We start from the raw sequence: 21,920 nt of genomic DNA, 5'->3' as shown, positions 1-21,920 counted from the left end.
CCACGCCGAAATCTTCATCTCCCGGAGTCTCAATTGAAAATGAAAAACCTTCTTGCGACCGTTTGCGCCGCAGCCCTGCTTGTTTGTTCGAATTCCGCCCATGCCGAGGAATCCGAAGACCTCTACTACACCGGCAGCTTCGTTTGCTCTGGTCAGGAATATGCGACGGATTGGAACATATCGAAAGGACTGTCGGGCGAAGTTGCCACAACGGTCTATTACCAACAGCTCGACTCGAACCAGGTGGAATGGCTTGAGTTGACTGAACGCAAAGGCCCGAATGGCCATCAACTCTACGATGCCAACGGCAACCCGCGTATTGGCCTCATTGCTGATGGCCAGACAATCCGGGCGATCTGGATGGCGGGATCGCCGATGTCTGATTGTTCGCCATTCGCGGTCAGCCGTTCTCAAAGTGCCAAGGACCGATTCGACGAACTCTTCGCGCTGATGGAGACACCCGAACCCAGTGACGATATCGCCGCGAAGGTGGCGGATAGGACGCGGCTCCCGCCCATCATCTACGCGCTGCCTGAACTCGACCGACAGAGCTACATGCAGCGCTACAGCGAACTGGAGGAGGCGTTCTGGACCCGTTATCGAGAAACCGTGGTCAAGGATATCGCTTCGCGCCCGCTCGCTACGGATGAGGACAAGAAGGCTTTCGCCGAGCGTCTTTTTACAGCCCTTTCCGATACATCGCGGTTCATGCGTCGTCGGGATGGGTTGGAGGCGACGTCCACGATGATGCAACAGGCGGCCGACCGATACGCGGCAAGCGGCGGAGCGCCCGCGGAAGCGCTGTATGTCGGGAAGGAAATCGCTTGCCAGCGCCTGCAGGGGATTCTGAAAGCGGACCCGTATTTCAACTTCGCCAAACTGGAATTGGCGGTCGGCCTACCTTCCGACTACTGGACGCGCGCCCTTGCTGAAAACCTCCTCTCGGGCATGCGTAACTGCGATGAGGTGTCCGAGGATTATGCGCATCAACTGCTGAGTAAATGGCCAGAGATACAAGAGAAGCAAAAACTCGTCCTCTCCTTGCTGAAAGAACAGTCGCGCCTTCTGGCCTTGCCTGTGACAATGGACACGCTGGTTGAAACGAAGAACCTACAGCCGGACGAGATGCTGGTTCAATCCATCTCCAGGCATTCGAGCGACTACCAGCGCTTTTTCGGCGTGCCGTTGGATGCCCGGCGCGAGGAATTGCTGAACGTCAGCCTGGCTTCGATCGGAGAACGGTCGGCGCGCTATTCCATCGACCAGCCGGAGATGGCGACGGCGGTTTCGGAGGCCTGCGAGATACTGGACGATCTTTCGGACATGGCTGGCGACAGGCGGGACATGATCCGCCAGACCTGTGAGTCTGCAAACGAGACGATTGCCGCCAAGCAGTCCGAACAGGCGGTCGCCCAAGTCAATGCGGCCTTTGCCGATGCCGCGCCGGACACCGCTGCGGCGGAGGCCGCGGACAAGCTCTGCAATACGCTCCCATCGACGCTTTCGAATCGCGCGGCTTCGAAGGTCTACGACGTATGTTCCGACGCTAAAAAGGTGATGGCCGAGAAGAAGGATGCGTTGAAGTGCGAGCAGGCTATTGCGTCCTCGGGTGCGTCTTCGGAATTGCTTGAAAGCTCGGTCTCCGTGCGGGAATCCGGGGGTAGTTCGAACGCCGCCGTGAAGGACCTGATCTGCAACGCCACCAAAATGGGGGCGCAGCTCTCGTTTGCTACCAGCGGATACCTGGCGTGGAAAACGCACTCGATGGACATGAAGATGGAGCGTGCACGCGAAGGAGAAGGGCTTCTGCACTTCGTTCTTACCCCATCGGAAGGCGATGCCGATTGGGTTGTCGGCACCGAGGATGAGAATACGAAGGCGATCCTGGCGAAGCAGGGCGCAAAGGTGGAGATCGTGACCGCCTGCATCATGCGCACAACCGCCTGCCATCCATAACCAACGAAATACGAATGCCGACCGCCGTGGGAATGGCGGCCGGCGCGATTGAACATCAGTGGGGCTTAATTCATGAAATTGATCGTTGCCGCGTCCATCGCGTTGGTCTCCGTTGCAACCTCGGTGAGCACCGTGTCAGCAGCAGCCAGCCGAGAGGATTTCCGGGGGCGTTGGTCGCGTGTCTGCGGCGAAGGCCAGACCTGTCATCTCGATATCGACGACACGAAATCACGGAAGACGGTCGAGATTGCCTTTTCCATCGAGGGGAAAGGCGAGACATGCAAGTGGTCGGTCGATGCGGTGTATGACAAGGGGTTCGGCGGGCCCGTCGCATATGACCCTTACGGCAACTATTACTTTTACCTGACAATCCAGAGCGATGGCAGACTGTATTCGTCTGGTACGATGTCGCCAAACTGCGGTCCGCAGCCGCTGGACCAGTATTTCGTGAACGACCCGGTCATTGGCACTCCAGCGAACGAGACAGTGGCATCTGCTCTCAGTGACGACGATGCACAAGCGATGATCGACGATCGCAGCATCTTCGATCACAACGGTTCGGCTATGGTCATCAGCCCTAGCGCAGGGACTATCGTGTATCGCGACCCCAAGAAATCGATCGCGGGGACCGTCAAGCCAGGCGCGCTACTCTTCAAAGCCAGCGCACCATGGGACCCCTACAACGACAATGCGATCGTCAAGGGAACGGCGTATGTATTCAAGAAGGGTTGCGAACCAGCCCCATACGAGGTCTCTGGCCGACAGAAGGGATGGCACACCCTGGTTCTCAAAGGTCCCGCGCCTGTCCGCGCGAAGAACGGGTGCAAGGTCATCGGCTACAAGAACAATGGAAACTCGACGCTGAAATTCGTCAGTTGGGGCGACTAACGGTCGGTGGAACGAATGCACCATATGCCGTCGTGTAGCACGATTCTTCTTCAGAAATGGACCTTGGGCCGTGCTGACGCGGCACCTATTTCCCTGCGGGAGATATGCCGCTTGAGCGTTCACGCGGTTTAGCCTGTGGACGTCTCCGACCGGGCATCTCTACCCTGTTGCCCTTCGCCTCTTCTTTAGATTGTACTCTGCGCAGCAATATCACCGACATGCAGGGCAATGGCAAAAGAAACACCCTTCAGCGCGATCACGCGCAAGATGCTCGACAACTGGCTCCAGACGGACCCCGCTCAACCGGCCGCGCCGGACGTGGTGTATCGCGACATACTAGACATGCTGTCGATCAAGATGCGCCTGACGGTGTTTGCGGTTGAAGGTGACGATCCGAAAAGATGGTTTATGAAGGCCATCCGCCATTCCGGTTTCACCACCCGCATTCTCAACATCAACAAGATATTCGCCGACTGCTATATCGGCGATTTCAAAGACCAAAGCTACATGGAAGAGGCGGTGATCCCGCGGCTTCTGCAGGTGCTGGACAGTCAGCAGCCGTCGATGGAGCTGATCAAGACGAGGCTGTTCGGCGTCAACCTCAGCTACGACCGCATTCTACTGCCGCAGCGCAACGCCGGCCGCCCGCAATGGATCATCTCGTCATCATACGCGCAGTTCCTGCTCAGTCCGCCACAACGGCGCGAAAAGCTGGATGTCGATGACGAGGCCATCGTCCAGCTTCTTATCGAGGGAGCGACCGCGAAGGAAATTGCGACAATCCTTGGCATCTCGCACCGCACTGTAGAGCACCGGCTGGAACGGATGAAGCAGCGCTACGGGGCACGAAACACGGTTCACCTGGTGGCGATGCTGATCGCCACTCATCTCGAACGTTCGCGGTCGGCTTCCGCGTAACACCTCCAGCCGTGAGCGAGGTCGATACGGACGACTAGCGGAACAGCTGTATGATGTTCTCTGCGTTCGAATTGGCGATCTGGAGCGACTGGATCGCCAACTGCTGCTGCGTCTGCAACGCCTTGAGTCTGGTAGATTCCTCATTCATGTCGGCGTCGACCAGACGGCCGATGCCCTTGTCGATCGTGTGCATGAGCTTGTTGGCGAATTCGGACTGCATGTCGATTCGCTTTCCGATCGAACCGAGAACCGCAGCTGCATCGACGAGCCTTCCCGCCGCCGCATCGATGTAGGCGATGTAGTTGTCAAGCTCGTTGGGGCTCTGCTCGATGTCTATGTCCAGGAAATTCATCTTGGGGAGCGGCTCGATGTTGACGTTGATCCCCGAGAAGCCAATGTGGCTCTTGGAACCCGACTTTCGATCAATGGCAGGATCGGTACGCACACTTACCGTGCTGCCGTCGATGGCCTCGATGATGACCTCGGGGCGATTGATGAGCGAGTTCAGGAGCGTCGCCATGTCATCCGAAGTGGCGACCATTCCGTCTTCGACACCAAGAAGAGAATTGACGTATGCCTTGTCGAACGAGAAGGTACCCGTACTCTCTCGGTCGATACGGAAACCGAAAGTGACGATGACGTTCTCGTAGACCCTGAACGGTTCGAAATCGAGCGTCATGGAAGAGCGGCGGACGCCGTAGTCTATCGCGGTATCCCCCAGCCCGCCACTGCCGACGGAACTCGTGAAACCCGATATCTGGATGGAAGAGCCATCCAGAGAAGAGTTGCCCAAGTAGACGATCCCGATAAGGTCGGGGACATCGACCTTGGTTGTCGTTTGGCCAGGAGGGTCGTACTCCCAGTAGGTTTGCACCATTGCTCCGGCCCCGGAAAGTACGTGGTTCAGGACCGCCGCATACTCCTTGTAGGTCGAGATGACCCCGCTGGCGCTTGGAAGAACCGCATCGACGGTCGCCCGATCGATTACTATGTGTGTGGTCTGCCCAGGAAAATACGGTGGGTCTATGCCATCTGCCGGATTGTCTGCATCCACCGTCAGGTCGAACGAGATCGCGTCGCCGACAGCGAATGTCAGCGGACCGCTGAACGTGATGCCAATGGGGCCAGGGGCCGTCCCGCTTGTGTTGTCGGCGCTATAGGTACTCATTGAACCCGTGGAAACCAGAGGAAAGCGTAGTCCTCCAAGCGTTCCGAGATCGCGGGGATCGGCCTGAAGCAGCCCGCCCCCGGTGCTGTTGAAGAGCGAGATTCGCGACAGGTCGACGTCCATTCTCTTGACCGAAACCCCGTCGGACTCGTCCCTCGTGAAGGAGGAGACGACCGATGTCCGGTTGAGAGTGTTGTCGTAAATGTCATCTATCTCGGTGTTCAGCCAATTGACTCCGCTGAAGCTTGCCGATGTCGCGATGCTCTGGACCTGCTCTTTCAACTGATCGAGTTCGACCTGGATCATAGCCTTGTCGACCCCATCTTCTTCGGCAGCGACCAGCCTTGCCTTGAACTCCGAGAGGACGTCGATAACGTCCGTCATGCCTGCGTAGGCCACGTCCACCTTCGCCGCACCGAGCCCCAGGGCATCGGAGACAGCCGAGACAGCCATGTTGTCCGAGCGCATGGTTGTGGAGATGGACCAGTATGCGGCGTTGTCGGCGGCGACGGCAACACGCATTCCGGAGCCGACCCGGGCCTGGATGTTGGCCAAGCTGGAGTTGAGCGACCGCAGTGTCTGGAGCGCCGCCAGCGCGGACGAATTGATACGAATGCTCGCCATGATAAACGCCGAAGAGAGGATTCTTAACAGTCGGTGTCGTCATGACGCCAGCGTGGGTCTTATGTCCCGAGCGGATTATGGTTCACGAAGTGTTAACGGAAATGGCGAAGCGGCAGGGTGAAAATACCCATCCGGAGACCGGCTCGACGGGGCGCACGGAGACGAGAAGCGGATTGGGATGCGGGAATGACAACGCTTGTTGGGGCGATCAAGGCAAGCGTATCGGAGCGGCAAGCATCACGGTCCTCGTTCACGAAGATGACGCGGGAATTCGCGCATGTGGTTTCGGAATCTACGTCAGCCGCAGGAGCGCCAGCATAGCGCGGCCGGTTACGGCGGGAACCGGGACCGACTGCACCCGGGGAGGCATTCCGTGTCCGGTTTTTGGGGCTTAGTGCCTGGGGCAGGCATCGAGATCGATAAAGAGCAGGATTATTTATAGGAACGGGCGGGGGTGCAAGCACCCCCAGGCCTTCGGCCTCCCCCAGGCGTTGGTAAACACCATACACCGCGACGAATCGTGACGGGGCCGAATTGCCGCGGAATTCCATCTATTTTGCGAATACCTTCGCTTCCGCCATTGCCTTGGAAATCTGGCCCGTCGACACGCCGAAGTGCGTGGCGAGTTCGGCGCGGTTCATGCCGTTTTTTGCCGCCAGATAGAGGCACTTCTGTCCGAGATCGAGGCGGGCCGTCTGTTGGGTGGATCGATCGGCAGCGCCGCGGCGGTGCCGGCTCTGCCGGGTTCTCTCGGTATTGAGTTCTCTGCGGCGGTCCTCGTCCACGAGAGCCCGAAGCCCAGCCGCTCGCTGTTCGGCCGGCTCGATACCCAGCCATTCGACGATCGTTGATGCCTTGAACTTGTATCGTGCATCAGCTTCGCGATCGCGGAAGTCCATCTTGAGGCCAGCCGCGGCTCGTTTCGCTCGCTTGATGACCGCGCTGAGGCGGGCGTCAGTCTCCGCATCTGTCCAGTTCGTCACCTGTCTCGCGAGGATCGTAATTTCGCGGCTCATGACGTCCGGAACGTCAGTCCAAGACAAAGCATTGGCGGCAAGGAATATCCAGACGTCGCGGTGACCAGGTGGAAGCGCGCCGGTCTCAGGGCTTCGGTGTTTACGAAGACGCTGAAGGTCCTCGAATGCAGTTGCCCACCAACTCGTCTGTGTGAGGCGCTGCGCGGGCTTGACGTGGCTATCCAGCCCTTCGGCCTTCCGGGTGGCGCGCGCGGCGCGCAGCGACACCAATTCGGCTTGGGTGAAGGGTAGAACCTCGTCAGCCAGCGTTGCGAACTGGTGGCGGCTCGGCGCTTCGGGCGTTCCCTGGCACCAGACCATACCTACCTGACGCCGATCCCACTCAGCGCGCGAATTGGTGCTTCCGGAAAGCCGGAACACTCTGGCGGCATCGAGCGCCCGCTTGTCAGCTCCAAATTCCGTCAGGACCTCCGCAAAGACCTTCTGCACTAGGTTCCAGCGGGGGAGTACGGCGAACGGCAGAAGCTCGGTAAGCCAGACACATACCAGGCCGCGACCAGTCGACAGGATGTAGGATGGAAGGGGCAAGCCGCCCTCTTCGAGTTTGTACAATACCGCGGCGGCTACATCGGCTGCTGGGCGTCCCTGCCACCGTTTCCGGTTGTGGTAGTCCAGATCGACGTAGTTCGAACCGATGGCCGTGAGGTCGGCGATACCGCGCCAGCGGCCAAAGGCCTGTTGACTGACATAGATATCCTCGCCGCTGGTGCGGCGGAGCATGTCCTCGGCATGAAGAATTGCGTCTCCACCGATCGGGACCGTCCATTCTTTCCAGTTCTTGCCGCCGTCAGCCACGCGCTGGGCGAAGGAGACGACACCTTTACGAACACCGTTTCTGTTGTGGTTTTCTGGATGAAGAACCCGGAGATGTTGACCGGGGCCGAAGGCGTCGTACTGGAACGTTGCGGGGCGCGCCGAAAATACGTGCGCGTCCGAGTTGTCAACACTGAAACTTTTATAGTTGGGCTCTGGGTCGGCTGGGATATGTCCCAGCCTTGCGGTCACCGTTCGAAGACGGGGGGCTTTACAGCAATCGCGCCAACGGCAATGATCATCTTGCTACTCCAAAAAGCACCACTGAGGGTTCCCGCCCTGTGACGTGGTGTTTTTTTATGGTCATGCGCGACGGCGCACGGGTCAAGCGCCGAAAATTAGTTCCGCATCCCTAACGATGTGACGCTGCCATCACGTACAAATACGTGATGCTTTCCATCCCCCCACCCCGTCCTAAGGACGGTGCTGCGGCCCTCCCCCTGGGAAGGGCCTCACGCCCCTCGCGGGGCGACTGGGTTTCATCGCCCTCGCGCTAGCGCTCGGGCGATGCCCTCAATCCATTCCGGATGCGCCGCCGAGCCCGACGAAGAATTGATCCAAGGCGTCCTTGTTGGGTGAGGACTCAAGCAGCATTGAGACGATACCGAGGTCCATGCGAAATGCGAACGGCATGACCCCTTTCATCTGCACTTCCAGGCGTGGCTTGAGGATCATGACTGGCCCGATGGGCCGGCAATCGACGCGCTCCACCAGCCCACGCAACAAGGATGACAGTTTGATGCGGAGTTCCCGTCGCTTCTCGAGGTCTGCTTCTTCTAGCTGTCCGGACAGTTCATTTGCCGTCGTCAAGCGCACGATGATGCCTGGATCGGCTTGCCTGCTGGCCGCTGCCTTTTCTTGCTCTTTCAGTCGTTTCGTAAGTTCCTTCACCTCAGCGGCTACCTGAACAAACTGCTCCTGAACCTCTTCATCTTCGGTCACAAGAACCGATAGCAAGCGAGTGCGTCGAGCCTTCGCGTCGGCGAGTTTTGCTTTCAGCGCTTCGATCTGTCGAAGCATCTGAGGGGTCTCATCATCCAGAGATGCCAGAGCAGCAACGTCGACGTGAAGCAGCGCCGTCAACAAGTCCCTCTCAAGGAGGTCAACCCGAATGCGCCGGTCATTGTCGCACCCCGCTTTCCGAACGTTCCTCGAACACGCGAAATAGATGCCACCTTTCGGTGGTTTCCCCTTGTTCTGGATATGCATGGGGCCATCGCAGGAAGCGCAGCGGGCCAGACCTTGAAGGATGTGAGCCCCGTTTTTCCCCTTTCGCCCCGCCGCCGATTGCCGCCGTCCCGCAGTAGCGTTTTGAGCTCGCCAGAAAGTCTCATCATCGATGATGCGGGGGTAATAATTTAGGATGGAGTCGCCGTCCGGTTTTCGATTGCGATTCTTGTGAGTCCCGCTGTGAGGCTGGTACTCTCCGAGAACTGCCCGACTCTGGATAACCTTGGCGATGCTTGACGTCTGCCAACCTTTTCCGCCTCGGAAAGTAGGTACACCCTCCACATTCAATCGACGCATGATTTCGCGACGGCCGAATCCCTCGATCGTCTCTTGAAAGATACGTCGGACCAGAGTGACCCTTTCCGGGCGTTCCACAAATGCGCCGTCCCGAACCTCAAGCCATTCTGGGCATCGAGGCGTCAATGGACGGCCTTCCGCCCGCGCGGCTGCCTTTTTCTGCCGCCATGCTTCTCCGACTCGCTCGCTCTTCACGCGGCTCTCATCGTGTGCGCGGGCCATGACGGCCAAGGAAATGATAAGGGGAGTCCAGTCCTGCCGCAGGCGATCGGAGGAGTACTCTTGGCCGTCGCTGAGCGTGACTACGACTATGCCAGCCTGAATGAGGGCAAAGAGTTGAGTGGCAGCATCGATCACCGTTTCTCTCGAAAGGCGATCCAGGCTTTCGACGATGAGATACGAGCCGCGGGCGATTTGCCCTTTCTCGACCATGTCAAGGAAGGATCGGAGTGCACCCGTTATCCGGTTGGCACCTTGATATGCACTGATCCCAAGGTCGCGCAGCGAGTCATCCAATTCGACGCCGCGTTCGGCGCACCAGGCTTCCGCCTTCATCGTCTGGCGTCGAAGGGAATCGCCGCGGGCTTGCTCAGGAGTGGAAAAACGGATGTATGAGTAGGCTTTCGGTGTCATTGCCATCACTTAGCAGATTGAGGTGCATTAATGTAGCACAATTTGCTGATGGTTGGTCCTCCCGGTTCCGGCAAATCCATGCTGGCCTCGCGCCTGCCGTCGATCCTGCCCGCGCTCTCTGCGCCCGAGCTCCTCGAAGTCTCGATGATCCATTCGATCGCCGGGCAATTGTCCGGCGGCAAGCTCTCCGACCGGCGACCGTTTCGCACGCCGCATCATTCCGCCACGATGGCGGCTCTCGTCGGCGGCGGGTTGCGGGCGAAGCCCGGAGAGGCGTCACTCGCCCACAAAGGCGTGCTTTTTCTCGACGAGCTGCCGGAATTCGCGCCGCAGGTGCTCGATGCATTGCGGCAGCCACTGGAAACGGGTGAATGCGTGATCGCCCGTGCCAACCATCGTGTCACCTATCCCGCCGATTTCCAGCTGATAGCGGCCATGAATCCGTGCCGCTGCGGGCTGGCGGGCGAGCCCGGGCACAGCTGTGCCAGAGGGCCGCGCTGTCTCACCGAGTATCAGGGGCGGATTTCCGGTCCACTGATGGACCGGATCGATATCCGGATCGACGTTCCGGCCGTGGCGGCAACTGATCTCATCCGCCCGATGGCGGCCGAGCCGAGCGCGGAGGTCGCGCGACGTGTCCGGCGGGCACGGGATCGGCAGCGGGAGCGTTTCGCGTTGGCCGGGCTGCCGGAGGTCATGACCAATGCCCGCTGCTCGACGGCGTTGATCGAAACGCTCGCAGAGCCTGACCCGTCCGGCCTGCAACTCCTGCGTGATGCGGCGGAGAAGTTCCGATTCTCGGCCCGCGGCTACCACCGTGTCCTGAAAGTCGCCCGTACGCTTGCCGACCTCGACGGCGCCGACCGGCTGGGGCGTATCCATGTCGCCGAGGCGATTTCCTATCGTATTCCCTCCGAGCGTTTGTCGGCGGCGGCGTAAACAATCAAGATCCGGCCGCCCGAAGGGACGGCCGGATCAGCGGCAGATGATTCTTGATGGCGGATCGCGAAGGCGCGTGCCTCAGCCTCCGAGTCCTTCGAAGAGTGCGGTCGAAAGATAGCGCTCGGCAAAGGAGGGAATCACGACGACGATGGTTTTGCCGGCGTTTTCTTCGCGTTGGCCGATCTTGATTGCCGCCGCGAGGGCAGCACCGGAAGAGATGCCGACCGGCACGCCTTCGAGACGGGCGACGAGACGTGCATTCTCGAAGGCCTCGTCGTTGGTTACGGTGACGATCTCGTCATAGATCGTCGTATCGAGGATCTTCGGAGCGAAGCCGGCACCAATGCCCTGGATTTTGTGAGGACCGGGGTTGCCGCCGGACAGGACCGGGCTGTCCGCGGGTTCGACGGCAACGACCTTGAGCGAAGGCTTGCGGGCCTTCAGCACCTGGCCGACGCCGGTGATGGTGCCGCCGGTACCGATGCCGGAGACGAAGATGTCGACGGCGCCGGCGGTGTCGTTCCAGATCTCCTCGGCGGTCGTCTTGCGGTGAATTTCAGGGTTGGCCGGATTCTCAAACTGCTGCGGGATGACGGCGTCGGGCAGCGCGGAAACGAGCTCCTCTGCCTTGGCGATCGCGCCCTTCATGCCCTTGGGCCCCTCCGTCAGCACCAGTTCGGCCCCGAGCAGTGCGAGCATCTTGCGGCGTTCGATCGACATGGTTTCCGGCATGGTGAGGATCAGCCGGTAACCCTTGGCGGCGGCCGCAAAGGCAAGCGCGATCCCGGTATTGCCGGAGGTCGGTTCCACCAGCACCGTCTTGCCGGGGTTGATCTTGCCTTGCTGTTCGAGCGACTCGATCATGGCGAGACCTATGCGGTCCTTGACCGAGGCGAGCGGGTTGAAGAATTCGAGCTTGGCGAGCAGGTTCGCCTTGACACCCTTTTCCTTTGCCAGCTTGTCGAGCCGGACGATCGGCGTGTCGCCGATGGTTTCGAGAATGGAGCTGTAAACACGGCCGCGGCCGGGTTTCTTCGTGTCGGACATGGTGCTCTCCCTGCAGTACGGTTTTGGTGAGCGCACAATAGGATCAAAGTCCCCACCCGGCTAGAACCCTTTGCCTACGGCAAGCCGTCGGGGGAGAAAAATCACGCCGGTTGGGCGAAGGTCTCAAATATTTATTTCAGGCGGATCGGACGGCGATATAGGCGGCGGTGCTCGCCAGAATGCTGCCGGCCACGCGGTTCAGGAGCTTGAGCGCAGAAGGCTGCTTGAGCAGGGTGCGTGCGCGTGCCGCAAGCACGATATAGGGGATGAGCACGGCCAGCAGAACGACGAAAGTGATTCCGGCAAGTGCGGCATAGTCCGCCGGTCTGATCGACTGGAGCGGGATCAGCGTCGGCACCAGAGCGACGTAGAAGAGCATCGTTTTCGGATTGCCGAGCGTCACGAAAAGGCCCGAGAGGAAGGAGGCACCAAGGCCGCCGCCCTTGCGCGCCTGGACCTCCTGCGGCAGCAGGCCGGCGGTCCAGAGCTTGTAGGCGATGTAGCCGAGATAGACGGCGCCGGCATATTTGATGACGAGGAAGGGCGTCACAAATGTCTGGGCCAAATAGGAGAGGCCGAGGACGACCGCCGTCAGGTAGCAGAGATCGCCGAGGATCAGCCCGAGCCCCATGAAGAAGGTCGGACGGAAGCCCGAGCCGAGCGCCCGCGCCACGATTGCCGTCATACCGGGGCCGGGAATGGCTGCCGCGATGAAGAGTGCGCCGGCATAGGCGAGCAGCGTGGCGGCGGTCATGACGGGCTCCCCGGTCGGATGAACGAATGTTCGCACGGCTAACCGATCAGCGGCAAACTTGCAACGGTGACACGATCATGGTTGCTGGTGTCGTTTCCTTCTGCTTTCCACTTGTGCAGCCTTTCATTGAAGAGACACGCCATGCCGTCCACCGCCTCGCTTCTCGCCTTTGATCTCATCTGTCTCGGTATGGTGCTCACTCCGGGACCGAACATGGTCTACCTCGTGTCGCGATCGATCTGCCAGGGGCCGGCAGCGGGTCTCGTCTCTCTCGGCGGCGTGGCGCTCGGTTTCGTCTTCTACATGCTGTCGGCGGCGCTCGGCATCACCGTTCTGGTGCTGGCGGTACCTTATGCCTATGACGCCCTGCGCCTTGCAGGTGCCGCCTATCTCGCATGGCTTGCGTGGCAGGCATTGCGACCGGGCGGGCGCTCACCCTTTCAGGTTCGCGAGCTGCCGAAGGATTCGTCCCGGCGCCTGTTCACGATGGGGTTCGTCACGAGCCTGCTTAATCCGAAGGTGGCGGTGCTGTACCTGTCGCTGCTGCCGCAGTTCATCGATCCGTCTTCCGGCAGCGTGTTTGTTCAATCGGTGGTTCTCGGGTTCACCCAGATCACGATCAGCGTCACCGTCAACGCCATGATCGCGGTGAGTGCCGGCGCGATCGCGCTCTTTCTCGCCGGGCGACCCTTCTGGATGACCATTCAGCGCTGGCTGATGGGAACGGTTCTCGCCGGGCTTGCAGTGCGCATGGCAACGGAAGCCCAGCGCTGACGGCTCAGAACAGCGGTCGCATGAAGCTCCGCTCGTAGCTGAGGATGCAACGGGTCTCGTCCGCATAGGCGAAAGCCGATTGGCATTCGATGTCGTCGGCCATCTTCTGCCGGTACGCCTCGTAGTCGGCGAGCGAAGGAAAGCTGAACAGCGCCAGCGCGATGTTGTTTGCGCCCTCATGTGGCAGGAAATAGCCGTGGTGCGTGCCACCGAGCCGCTCGACCAGCGGTATCCAGAGCCGCGCATAGTGCTCGAATTCCCTGACCTTGTAGGGATCGATCACATAGCGGAGATAGCAGGTTATCATCGTTGGGAGACCCTTCTCTTCGGCAGGAGAAGCGCTCTTGGCGCGAGATTGAGCGTGGTCGCGATGGCCGCGAACAAAATGGCAGCACCACCGAGCGCCTGCACGGGCGTCAATACATGTCCGAACGCGGACATGTCCACGATCACTGCCACGACCGGATAGAGAAAGGACAGCGTGCCGGTCAGGACGACCGGCAGCTTCTGGATCGCCGAATAGAGAAACGCATACATCACTCCGGTGTGGACGATGCCAAGCGTCGCCACCATGGCCCAGTCTTGGGGCGCCGACGGCAGGGCTTGCCAGTCGGCGAGGGGCGCCAGCATGACAATGCCGGTGAGCACCTGGACGAGCGCGATCAGATAGGGGGACGTGCCCTTGAGCCGCTTGGTCACAAAGGCCGCGACGGCATAGCAGAAGGCAGCGGCGACCGCGAGCAGGATGCCCAGCAGATAATTGCCCTGCGCGTTCCCTTCCACCGGTGGGCCGGACAGGGTCATGGCCAGCATGCCGACAAAGGCAAGCCCGAGCCAGACCAGCTTGCTGGCGGAGACCTTTTCTCCGAGGAAGAGCACGCCGAGGCCGACGAGCATAAACGGCTGGACATTGTAGACGATCGTTGCCGCCGAGATGGAAGCGAGCGGATAGGCCGAGAAGAGGGCGAGCCAGTTGAGGACGAGCGCGACGCCACCGAGCATGGCCAAGAGCAGGCGGCGCCAGTCGAGCAGGGTGAGCATGCCCGCCCGGCGCGCAAGCAGCGCGAGAACCGGAGCACCGATCAGGCAGCGCAGGAAGACAACATTGACGGGCGACTGCCCCGACTTCAGGACGAACCAGCCGATGGTGCCGGACAGCACCATGGCAACGGTCATATCGAGGATTCCGCTCTTGATTGTGGGTGACATGGCAACCTCCTTGGGATGGTTGCAGTCTAGTCAAGACGAATGCGGATTTGCTTTCTCGAAATGAGGCATATAATGATTTAGGCAGAATAAAGTTAGGAGAAACGCCGGTGAATACGCATTTCCTTCAGTTTCTGGATGGCGCCGACCGGAAGATTGTCGAAGCGCTTGCCGAAGACGCTCGCCTTTCGCTCAAGGAACTTGCCGCCCGCGCCGGGCTCTCCTCCCCGGCCTGCTCGGAGCGGCTGCGACGACTCGAAGAGCGCGGCGTACTCACCGGCTACAGTGCGGATGTGGAGCTGGAAGCGCTCGGCTATCCCTTGCAGGCGATTGTCCGCGTGCGGCCACTGCCCGGCATGCTGCATGTCGTCGAGCGGATCATTCAGGAGACGCCGGAGATTACGGAGGCCGACAAGGTGACAGGTGATGACTGCTTCATCTGCCGTATGGCCGTGCGCAGCATGACCGATCTGGATCGCATCCTCGAACGTGTGGTGGAGCGGGCGCAGACGAACACGTCGATGATCAAGTCGACGACCGTCAAGCGGCGTCTGCCGCCGGTTATTTAGACGCCGGTCGAGCCGAAACCGCCGGCACCGCGCACGGTCGTAGAAGTCTCCGTGACCTCCGTGATGCGCGCCTGCGTGACCGGCGCTATCACCATCTGGGCGATCCGCATGCCCCGACCGATCTCGAATGGTTCGCCGCCGAGATTGACGAGAAGCACCTTGACCTCGCCGCGATAGTCGCTGTCGATGGTGCCTGGCGTGTTGAGGCAGGTGACGCCGTGCTTGAAGGCGAGCCCGGAACGCGGACGTATCTGCGCCTCGAAGCCTTCGGGGATCTCCATGACGAAGCCGGTCGGAACCAGAGCCCGCTGGCCGGGCACAAGCGTCATCGGAGCGCCCTCGGCAACGGCCGCGCGCAGGTCCATGCCGGCGGCCCCCGCCGTCTCATAGGAGGGCAGGGGGATGTCCTCTCCATGGGGAAGACGGAGAAGCTTGACGGTCGGGCGAATGTCGTTGTGGATGTTCATGCTTCCATTACTTTGCGCGCGATCTCCCGAGGTCAATTGCAATGCCGGCCTTTAATCGCTAGATACGCGGCAATTCACAGGATTCACACTCATGGCTGAAACGCTTGCAGAGGCGGTATCCCGCCGCCGCACCTTCGCGATTATCGCGCACCCGGATGCCGGTAAGACGACGCTCACCGAAAAGCTGTTGCTGTTCGGCGGGGCGATCCAGCTCGCCGGCGAGGTGAAGGCGAAGAAGGATCGCATCCAGACCCGTTCGGACTGGATGAAGATCGAGCGCGAGCGCGGCATCTCGGTCGTGACGTCGGTCATGACGTTCGAATACGATGGCAAGGTCTTCAATATTCTCGATACGCCCGGTCACGAAGACTTCGCCGACGACACCTATCGCACGCTGACGGCGGTCGATGCCGCCGTGATGGTCATCGACGCCGCCAAGGGTATCGAGCCGCGGACGCTGAAGCTCTTCGAAGTCTGCCGCATGCGTGACATTCCGATCATCACGTTCGTCAACAAGATGGACCGTGAAAGCCGCGATCCCTTCGAGATCCTCGACGAAGTGGAGGAGAAGCTTGCTCTCGACACCGCGCCGGTCACCTGGCCGGTCGGCCGCTCGAAGACCTTCTGCGGTTCCTACAATCTGGCAGACAACACGTTCCGCGGCTCCGACACCCAGGTCGAACCGTTGAAGGTCAATGGCCCGCAGAGCGTCGCCGAACACCTGCCGGAGAATGAACGGCAAGCCTTCATCGAGGAACTGGAGCTTGCCCGCGAGGCCTGCCGGCCGTTCGACCGCAAGGCATTTCTCGAAGGCCACATGACGCCGGTCTTCTTCGGCTCTGCGCTGCGCAACTTTGGTGTTCGTGACCTCATCAACGCGCTCGGCGCATTCGCGCCGCCGCCGCGCGACCAGGTGGCAGACATCCGCACGGTGCACGCTGCCGAAGACCGGATGACGGCCTTCGTCTTCAAGATTCAGGCCAACATGGATCCGAACCATCGCGACCGCATCGCCTTTGCCCGCATCTGCTCGGGCAAGCTGGAGCGCGGCATGAAGGCGCGGCTGTCGCGCACCGGCAAGCAGATGGGTCTTACGGCACCCCAGTTCTTCTTCGCCTCCCAGCGGCAACTTGCCGACACGGCCTATGCGGGCGATGTCGTCGGCATTCCGAACCACGGCACGCTGCGGATCGGCGACACGCTGACGGAAGGCGAATCGCTGGTCTTCCAGGGCGTGCCGAACTTCTCGCCGGAGATCCTGCGCCGCGTGCGGCTTGAGGACGCGATGAAGGCGAAGAAGCTGAAGGAGGCCCTGCAGCAGATGGCGGAAGAGGGCGTGGTGCAGCTCTTCCAGCCGGAGGACGGGTCGCCGGCGATCGTCGGCGTCGTCGGCGCGCTGCAGCTCGATGTCCTGAAGGAGCGGCTTTCTGCGGAATACGGCTTGCCGGTTTCCTTCGACATGCCGCGCTTCTCCGTCTGCCGCTGGATCTCCGCTGATCAGCCGGCCGAACTCGAAAAGTTCATGACCCAGCAGCGGGGCAATATGTGCCGCGACCTCGACGGCGATCCGGTGTTCATGGCGCAGGACGCATTCTCGCTCCGCTACGAGGCGGAGCGGTACCCTGCCATCAAGATGGTCGCCATCAAGGAATATCACGTCGCCAAGGCGGCGTGAGTTCCTATCGGTCGGCGAGCGCCAGACGTAACCCGAGGACCGCGAAAGCGCCGGCAAACGATCGCCGCAGCCACAGCTGCAGCCGAGGCCGGCTGATGACGTGGCGCCGCGTGGCCGTGGCGAAGACGCCATAGCCCATGAAGACCACGAAGGTCAGCCCCATGAAGATGCCGGCCAGCACCAGCATGTGCAGGGATGCGTTCGGCGTGTTCGCCGGAACGAATTGCGGCAGGAAGGCGAGAAAGAAAAGCGACAGCTTCGGATTGAGGATGTTGAGGAGCAGGCCGTCGAGGATGATCTTGCTTGCTCCCGATGATGCGCGGGCCGAGGTGACCTGAAGCACACCCTCGTCCCGCCATATGCCCCATGCCATGAAGAGCAGATAGGCGACCCCGAGATACTTGACGGCCTGGAACGCGAGGGCGCTTGCGTGAAGGAGCGCGGCAAGGCCGGTGACGCTCGCCGCGACATGGGGAATGATGCCGAGCGTGCAGCCGAAGGCGGCGATCATGCTCGCCCTCCGGCCGGCGCCGAGGCCGTGGGCAATCGTGTAGATGACGCCCGTGCCGGGCAGAAGAATGATGATCAGCGACGTCATAAGGTATTCAGGGGTCATTGCAGCTCTCCTTGCATGGGAGGGCAAAGCAAACACTGGAACACGGCCGCTGGTCTTGAACAGAATTGCAGCAGGCTCTCAGTGGATGGCCGCGGCATAGGCGCCGGGTGTCACCCCGTATCGCTGCACGAAGGCGCGGGTCATATGACTCTGATCGGCGAAGCCGCTTGTCGCTGCCGCCTCCGCAAGCGGAGAGCCAGCGTCGATGAGGCGTCGTGCCATGTCGATCCGCCGCTGGATCTGGTAGGCGTGCGGCGTGAACCCGGTCTGCCTCACGAATGCTCGCAGCAGCTGAAATTTGCTGACGCCGGCTTCCTGCGCCAGTCTTCCGAGAGTTGCCGGGCGCGCTGGATCGTCATCCAGCAGTCTTGCAGCGCGCCGGATGCCGGCACTCTTCGTCGCGACCGCCGTCGCGCGCGGCCGCAACACGGAGGCGACGAGTGCCAGAAGTCCTGTTTCGCCCTCGAGAAACGCCCCGTCGTCTGCCGTCGTCGTGGCAAACAACTGTCGAAAGCGCCCCGCGAGGCGGGCGTCACGGATGACCGGATGTTCGAACTCGAACGTCCCACTGCCGCCGTCGGTGATGTCCAGTGTCGCGGCCGCTATTGTCTCGGGCAGGAGGTAGAGCATCTGCCAGAAACGACCGTGGTCTCCGATCGGTGCGCCGTCGTGCACTTCGCCGGGATTGACGGTGATGATGTCGCCCGGGCCCGCCTCCACCACGCCGCGCCCGCTCAGGGATTTCTGCGCACCCCGGCGGATGATCCCGACACCGAAGGCGTCGTGGGTGTGGCGCGGGAAGCTGTGTCGCGTGTCAGCAGTGACCGCGGTCACGCCGAAAAGCGCAGTGTTCGCAATTTTGAATCGGCCCTTACTCATGCACGTGACGGCTCCGAAATGCTGCCTGGGTGGGCTCTGCCAGCATCATGTAGAGTGCCCGTTTCGTCCCTCGCGGGCAACCAGCCCTGAAAGAGCTCGCGTGACAGCCGCGGCGTTCTGTGCGAGAGGAAGGCGAGACAGGGGCGTCCGCCGGCAGGCGGGCTGAGAAGGACCCTTTGAACCTGAACCAGATCATGCTGGCGGAGGGAGTCGTTTCGGGGCGAGGGCTGCAGTGCCGACGTCCCGTGGCCTCTCCGCCCAGGAGAGACGACGATGACCGACGCTTACGACATGGCAGGACGAAGCGCGCCGATGCCGGCGATCGCCAACGCCTTGTCGATCGCCGGTTCCGATCCGTCCGGCGGTGCCGGCATTCAGGCCGATCTCAAGACCTTCTCCGCGCGCGGTGTCTACGGCATGGCGGTCGTGACCGCCCTGACGGCGCAGAACACCCAAGGCGTGAGCGGCATACACGTCGTGCCGCCGGATTTCGTCGCGGAGCAGATCCGGACGGTCTTCGCCGATATCCGCGTGGACGCCGTCAAGATCGGCATGATCGCCGACGTGGCGATTGCGGGAGCCGTGGCCGATGTCCTTGCTCGTCATCGCGAGGTGCCGGTGGTTCTCGATCCGGTGATGATCGCCAAGGGCGGCGCGTCGCTGCTCACGGATGACGCGGTAGCGGCTCTCACCGGCCGGCTTCTGCCCATCGCGACAGTCATCACCCCCAATCTGCCGGAGGCGGCGGCCCTTCTCGGAGAGCCCGAGGCATGCAATCGGGACGAAATGGCCGGTCAGGCGCTCCGCCTCATGCGGTTTGGCGCGAAAGCGGTGCTGGTCAAGGGGGGACACCTTCCGGGAGCCGACAGTCCCGATGTGCTCGCGTCTGCCGCGGGTCTTACCTGGTTCGAGGCGCCACGCGTTGCGACCCGCAACACGCACGGTACCGGCTGCACGCTGTCGAGCGCGATCGCCGCCGAGCTTGCCAAGGGAGCGTTGCCGGAAGAGGCCGTCGCTGTCGCGAAGGCCTACGTCGCCGGAGCGATCAATGCCGCGGACGCCCTGAACGTCGGCTCCGGGCACGGGCCGGTGCACCACTTTCACGCGCTCTGGAGAGACGAAGGCGCAGCGTAACCAGTTAGCCCGTCAGGGCATCTGCGAGTCGAGCGTGATTTCCTCGCCGTCGACGGCGAATGTGCCGTAGCCGCGATGATGAATGGTCCGCGGTGCCGTTTGGGCGGGATCATACCAGGCCTTCACCACCTCCAGCACGAAGAGATTGTAGCGTGGCACGAAGCTCTGGTCGACTACGCGGCATTCGAGATTGACGAAGCACTCGCTTATGAGTGGTGCGCGCACCTCCTCGGCGGGCAGGGGCGTCAGACCGATCGTCGCAAACTTGTCGGTGTCCCGGCCGGAGCAGTTGCCGACCGCCACAACCTTTTCGGCGAGTTCGACGGTCGGGATGGCGATCACGCATTCGCCGGTTTGCTGGAGCGCATGAAAGCTGTGATCGGCAGCACTGACGATGCAGGCGATCATCGGCGGAGTGAATTCCATCATCATGTGCCACGACATGGTCATGACGTTGGGCCGGCCGCCTTCCGAGGTCGTCAAGAGGACGACCGGGCCGGGTTCGATGAGCTGGTAGACCTTGGAAAGCGGAAATTCCTTCATGACCGCGGTCCTTCCTTCGATGACTGTTGTCCCTTTCTCTGAGCGTCGAGCCAGGCGCGATAGGATTGCGCGTCACCATAGTCGAAGAAGCGGTTGAAGTGTTCGTGCGGATCGACGGCCCGGCGGGCGTGCTTGACAGGGCACCAGAAGGCCTCGGTACGGCCAGCGATCTCGCGGGCGTAGGCGATTACCCCATTTGCATAGCCGCAATAGATGCAGTTGAGTTTCTCGATGCCGTTGAGATAGGCGAGGTGGTGTCGGTCGATGATGACATGGGCGCTCCTCCTGACCCGCGGAATGCCGTAGGCGCGGAAGCAGATGTGCTGGTAGATCGTCACCGAGAGATCAAGAAAGACGAGCGGCACGATGAGTGCGTAGATCATCGGCGCCGTCAGGACATAGGCGACATGGGCGCGGGTGATGTAGGGCCAGAGGCTGATGCGATAGCGGGACTGGAACTCGCGGACATCCCGTTCGAAGCGTACCTTGCCGCGCTGCAGGCGGTAGCGGAAGTGCTCGCGCTGGGCCTTGAGCTGGCGTTCGATCTCCGCCTCGAACTCGAGCCGTGTTGCCCTCAGGCGCTCTTCGATCTCTTCAAGGACATTCCTCTCCACGCGCCTGTTCCTTTCCCTGTCCGGGCTCCGCGGACTTCAGAGGATAGCGGTTGCATTTCGGGCGGAAGGAACGGCACGCCGGTTTCCGCACGCGCTTCTGACGAGCAGCCGAGAGGAGACTAGGCCTTGCCGGAGGGGCTGTCGATGGCGAACGATAAGAACGCCGGACCCGGCTGCTCCGGCGTTCTCGTTCCGATCGTTTGGTTGCCTTCAGTGATCGGCTTTGATGAAAGTGCCGTTCTGCAGGTCGCGCATCGCCTGCATCAGTTCTTCGCGGGTGTTCATGACGATCGGTCCGTGCCAGGCGACCGGCTCGCGGATCGGCTTGCCCGTGACGAGAAGGAAGCGGATACCCTCCTCGCCGGCCTGCACCGTGACTTCGTCGCCGGTGTCGAAGACGACGAGCGTGCGGTTGCCGGAAAGATCCCGGATGTTGAGTTCCTGGCCCTGGTACTCCTTCTCCACCTTCACGCCGAAGGGCTTCGAGGCATCGCGGAAGGTGCCCGAGCCGGCGAAGATATAGGCGAAGGCCGAGCGGTAGGTATCGACCGGGAAGCTCTTCCGTTTGCCCGGCGGAACCGAGATGTCGAGATAGACGGGCTCGGCGGCAATGCCGTCGACGGGACCGGTCTTGCCCCAGAAGTCTCCGGTGATGACGCGGACTGCGGTGCCGTCATCGTCGACGATCACGGGAATGTCCGCGCTCTTGACGTCCTGATAGCGCGGTGCCGTCATCTTCAGCGACGACGGCAGGTTCGCCCAGAGCTGGAAACCGTGCATTCTGCCGGCGAAGTCGCCTTTCGGCATTTCCTGGTGCATGATGCCGCTTCCCGCCGTCATCCACTGCACGTCACCGGCACCGAGCAGGCCCTGATTGCCGAGGCTGTCGCCGTGTTCGACGGTGCCGGCCAGGACGTAGGTGATGGTCTCGATGCCGCGATGGGGATGCCACGGAAAGCCGCGGAGGTAATCCGACGGATTGTCGTTGCGGAAATCATCCATCATCAGGAAGGGATCGGTCATCGACGGATCGCCGAAGCCGAAGACCCGATGCAATTTGACACCGGCCCCTTCCATCGTCGGCGTGGCGCGACTTTCATGTTTCACAGGTCGAATGGACATGGAATTGCTCCTTT

Annotated in this window: 19 protein-coding genes, 3 pseudogenes and 1 riboswitch; of the genes and pseudogenes, 8 read left to right on the top strand and 14 right to left on the bottom strand. The window is 61.3% G+C overall.

Annotated features, from left to right (window positions below):
- Nucleotides 1–39: 39 nt before the first annotated feature.
- From DFR48_RS13125 to DFR48_RS13115, 3 genes are all read left to right on the top strand, one after another.
- Nucleotides 40–1,956 carry a hypothetical protein gene (locus DFR48_RS13125; RefSeq protein WP_114363610.1) on the top strand — a complete coding sequence of 639 codons (1,917 nt, stop codon included), beginning with the start codon at nucleotides 40–42 and terminating at the stop codon, nucleotides 1,954–1,956.
- Nucleotides 1,957–2,028: 72 nt separating this feature from the next.
- On the top strand, nucleotides 2,029–2,844 hold the full coding sequence (locus tag DFR48_RS13120; protein ID WP_114363609.1) for a hypothetical protein: 816 nt from the start codon (nucleotides 2,029–2,031) through the stop codon (nucleotides 2,842–2,844).
- A gap of 228 nt (nucleotides 2,845–3,072) precedes the next feature.
- Nucleotides 3,073–3,762, top strand: coding sequence for a response regulator transcription factor (locus DFR48_RS13115; protein ID WP_114363608.1), 690 nt, complete (start codon nucleotides 3,073–3,075; stop codon nucleotides 3,760–3,762).
- Nucleotides 3,763–3,796: 34 nt separating this feature from the next.
- On the opposite strand, the pseudogene DFR48_RS22415 reads toward DFR48_RS13115, so the two are convergent.
- The 4 genes and pseudogenes from DFR48_RS22415 to DFR48_RS13095 form a co-directional block, all read right to left on the bottom strand.
- A pseudogene (locus DFR48_RS22415) lies at nucleotides 3,797–4,051 on the bottom strand (flagellin); the annotation flags it as partial.
- Between the two features lie 810 nt (nucleotides 4,052–4,861).
- Nucleotides 4,862–5,554: pseudogene (locus DFR48_RS22410) on the bottom strand (flagellin N-terminal helical domain-containing protein); the annotation flags it as partial.
- A 551-nt stretch (nucleotides 5,555–6,105) separates the two neighbouring features.
- On the bottom strand, nucleotides 6,106–7,596 hold the full coding sequence (locus DFR48_RS13105) for a hypothetical protein (RefSeq protein ID WP_147273539.1): 1,491 nt from the start codon (nucleotides 7,594–7,596) through the stop codon (nucleotides 6,106–6,108).
- A 321-nt stretch (nucleotides 7,597–7,917) separates the two neighbouring features.
- Nucleotides 7,918–9,564, bottom strand: coding sequence for a recombinase family protein (locus DFR48_RS13095; protein ID WP_170141878.1), 1,647 nt, complete (start codon nucleotides 9,562–9,564; stop codon nucleotides 7,918–7,920).
- A 36-nt stretch (nucleotides 9,565–9,600) separates the two neighbouring features.
- Here DFR48_RS13095 and DFR48_RS13090 point away from each other — a divergent pair.
- A pseudogene (locus DFR48_RS13090) lies at nucleotides 9,601–10,503 on the top strand (YifB family Mg chelatase-like AAA ATPase); the annotation flags it as partial.
- A gap of 81 nt (nucleotides 10,504–10,584) precedes the next feature.
- Here DFR48_RS13090 and cysK read toward each other — a convergent pair.
- Nucleotides 10,585–11,553, bottom strand: a complete 969-nt coding sequence (cysK, locus tag DFR48_RS13085; protein ID WP_114363603.1) for a cysteine synthase A — start codon at nucleotides 11,551–11,553, stop codon at nucleotides 10,585–10,587.
- 136 nt (nucleotides 11,554–11,689) lie between these two features.
- Nucleotides 11,690–12,307 carry a LysE family translocator gene (locus DFR48_RS13080; protein ID WP_114363602.1) on the bottom strand — a complete coding sequence of 206 codons (618 nt, stop codon included), beginning with the start codon at nucleotides 12,305–12,307 and terminating at the stop codon, nucleotides 11,690–11,692.
- 141 nt (nucleotides 12,308–12,448) lie between these two features.
- Between DFR48_RS13080 and DFR48_RS13075 the strand changes: the two genes are divergently transcribed.
- The gene (locus DFR48_RS13075) at nucleotides 12,449–13,081 is read left to right on the top strand and encodes a LysE family translocator (protein ID WP_114363601.1); all 633 of its coding nucleotides are present in this window, start codon (nucleotides 12,449–12,451) and stop codon (nucleotides 13,079–13,081) included.
- 4 nt (nucleotides 13,082–13,085) lie between these two features.
- Here the strand turns inward: DFR48_RS13075 and DFR48_RS13070 are convergent, their stop codons facing one another.
- Together DFR48_RS13070 and DFR48_RS13065 are read right to left on the bottom strand one after the other, a co-directional pair.
- On the bottom strand, nucleotides 13,086–13,388 hold the full coding sequence (locus tag DFR48_RS13070) for an NIPSNAP family protein (protein WP_114363600.1): 303 nt from the start codon (nucleotides 13,386–13,388) through the stop codon (nucleotides 13,086–13,088).
- The gene (locus DFR48_RS13065) at nucleotides 13,385–14,290 is read right to left on the bottom strand and encodes a DMT family transporter (RefSeq protein ID WP_114363599.1); all 906 of its coding nucleotides are present in this window, start codon (nucleotides 14,288–14,290) and stop codon (nucleotides 13,385–13,387) included. Before DFR48_RS13065 ends, DFR48_RS13070 begins: the two co-directional genes overlap by 4 nt.
- 107 nt (nucleotides 14,291–14,397) lie before the next feature.
- On the opposite strand from DFR48_RS13065, the gene DFR48_RS13060 reads away from it, so the two are divergent.
- Nucleotides 14,398–14,856 carry an Lrp/AsnC family transcriptional regulator gene (locus DFR48_RS13060; RefSeq protein WP_114363598.1) on the top strand — a complete coding sequence of 153 codons (459 nt, stop codon included), beginning with the start codon at nucleotides 14,398–14,400 and terminating at the stop codon, nucleotides 14,854–14,856.
- Here DFR48_RS13060 and dut read toward each other — a convergent pair.
- Nucleotides 14,853–15,323, bottom strand: a complete 471-nt coding sequence (dut, locus tag DFR48_RS13055; RefSeq protein ID WP_114363597.1) for a dUTP diphosphatase — start codon at nucleotides 15,321–15,323, stop codon at nucleotides 14,853–14,855. The two genes, DFR48_RS13060 and dut, sit on opposite strands and share 4 nt — an antisense overlap.
- A 91-nt stretch (nucleotides 15,324–15,414) precedes the next feature.
- On the opposite strand from dut, the gene DFR48_RS13050 reads away from it, so the two are divergent.
- Nucleotides 15,415–16,998 carry a peptide chain release factor 3 gene (locus DFR48_RS13050; protein WP_114363596.1) on the top strand — a complete coding sequence of 528 codons (1,584 nt, stop codon included), beginning with the start codon at nucleotides 15,415–15,417 and terminating at the stop codon, nucleotides 16,996–16,998.
- A gap of 4 nt (nucleotides 16,999–17,002) precedes the next feature.
- Here DFR48_RS13050 and DFR48_RS13045 read toward each other — a convergent pair whose 3' ends face one another.
- Both DFR48_RS13045 and DFR48_RS13040 read right to left on the bottom strand, forming a co-directional pair.
- Complete coding sequence (locus tag DFR48_RS13045; protein ID WP_114363595.1) at nucleotides 17,003–17,614, bottom strand: LysE family translocator; 612 nt, start codon at nucleotides 17,612–17,614, stop codon at nucleotides 17,003–17,005.
- A gap of 78 nt (nucleotides 17,615–17,692) precedes the next feature.
- Nucleotides 17,693–18,493, bottom strand: coding sequence for an AraC family transcriptional regulator (locus tag DFR48_RS13040; RefSeq protein WP_114363594.1), 801 nt, complete (start codon nucleotides 18,491–18,493; stop codon nucleotides 17,693–17,695).
- Nucleotides 18,494–18,622: 129 nt separating this feature from the next.
- Nucleotides 18,623–18,719, top strand: a riboswitch (TPP riboswitch).
- A 47-nt stretch (nucleotides 18,720–18,766) separates the two neighbouring features.
- Here DFR48_RS13040 and thiD point away from each other — a divergent pair.
- Nucleotides 18,767–19,627, top strand: coding sequence for a bifunctional hydroxymethylpyrimidine kinase/phosphomethylpyrimidine kinase (gene thiD, locus DFR48_RS13035; RefSeq protein ID WP_280956430.1), 861 nt, complete (start codon nucleotides 18,767–18,769; stop codon nucleotides 19,625–19,627).
- Between the two features lie 12 nt (nucleotides 19,628–19,639).
- Here thiD and DFR48_RS13030 read toward each other — a convergent pair whose 3' ends face one another.
- The 3 genes from DFR48_RS13030 to DFR48_RS13020 form a co-directional block, all read right to left on the bottom strand.
- Complete coding sequence (locus DFR48_RS13030) at nucleotides 19,640–20,170, bottom strand: flavin reductase family protein (RefSeq protein WP_114363593.1); 531 nt, start codon at nucleotides 20,168–20,170, stop codon at nucleotides 19,640–19,642.
- Nucleotides 20,167–20,784, bottom strand: a complete 618-nt coding sequence (locus DFR48_RS13025; protein ID WP_114363592.1) for a hypothetical protein — start codon at nucleotides 20,782–20,784, stop codon at nucleotides 20,167–20,169. Before DFR48_RS13025 ends, DFR48_RS13030 begins: the two co-directional genes overlap by 4 nt.
- Before the next feature lie 210 nt (nucleotides 20,785–20,994).
- Entirely contained in the window at nucleotides 20,995–21,906 is a 912-nt protein-coding gene (locus tag DFR48_RS13020; protein WP_114363591.1) for a pirin family protein, read from the bottom strand.
- Nucleotides 21,907–21,920: the final 14 nt, after the last annotated feature.

The organism is Ciceribacter lividus, from assembly GCF_003337715.1.
Classification (GTDB): domain Bacteria; phylum Pseudomonadota; class Alphaproteobacteria; order Rhizobiales; family Rhizobiaceae; genus Allorhizobium; species Allorhizobium lividum.
Note: the sequence above shows the minus strand (reverse complement) of the source record. Positions and strands in the feature narration are given on the sequence as shown.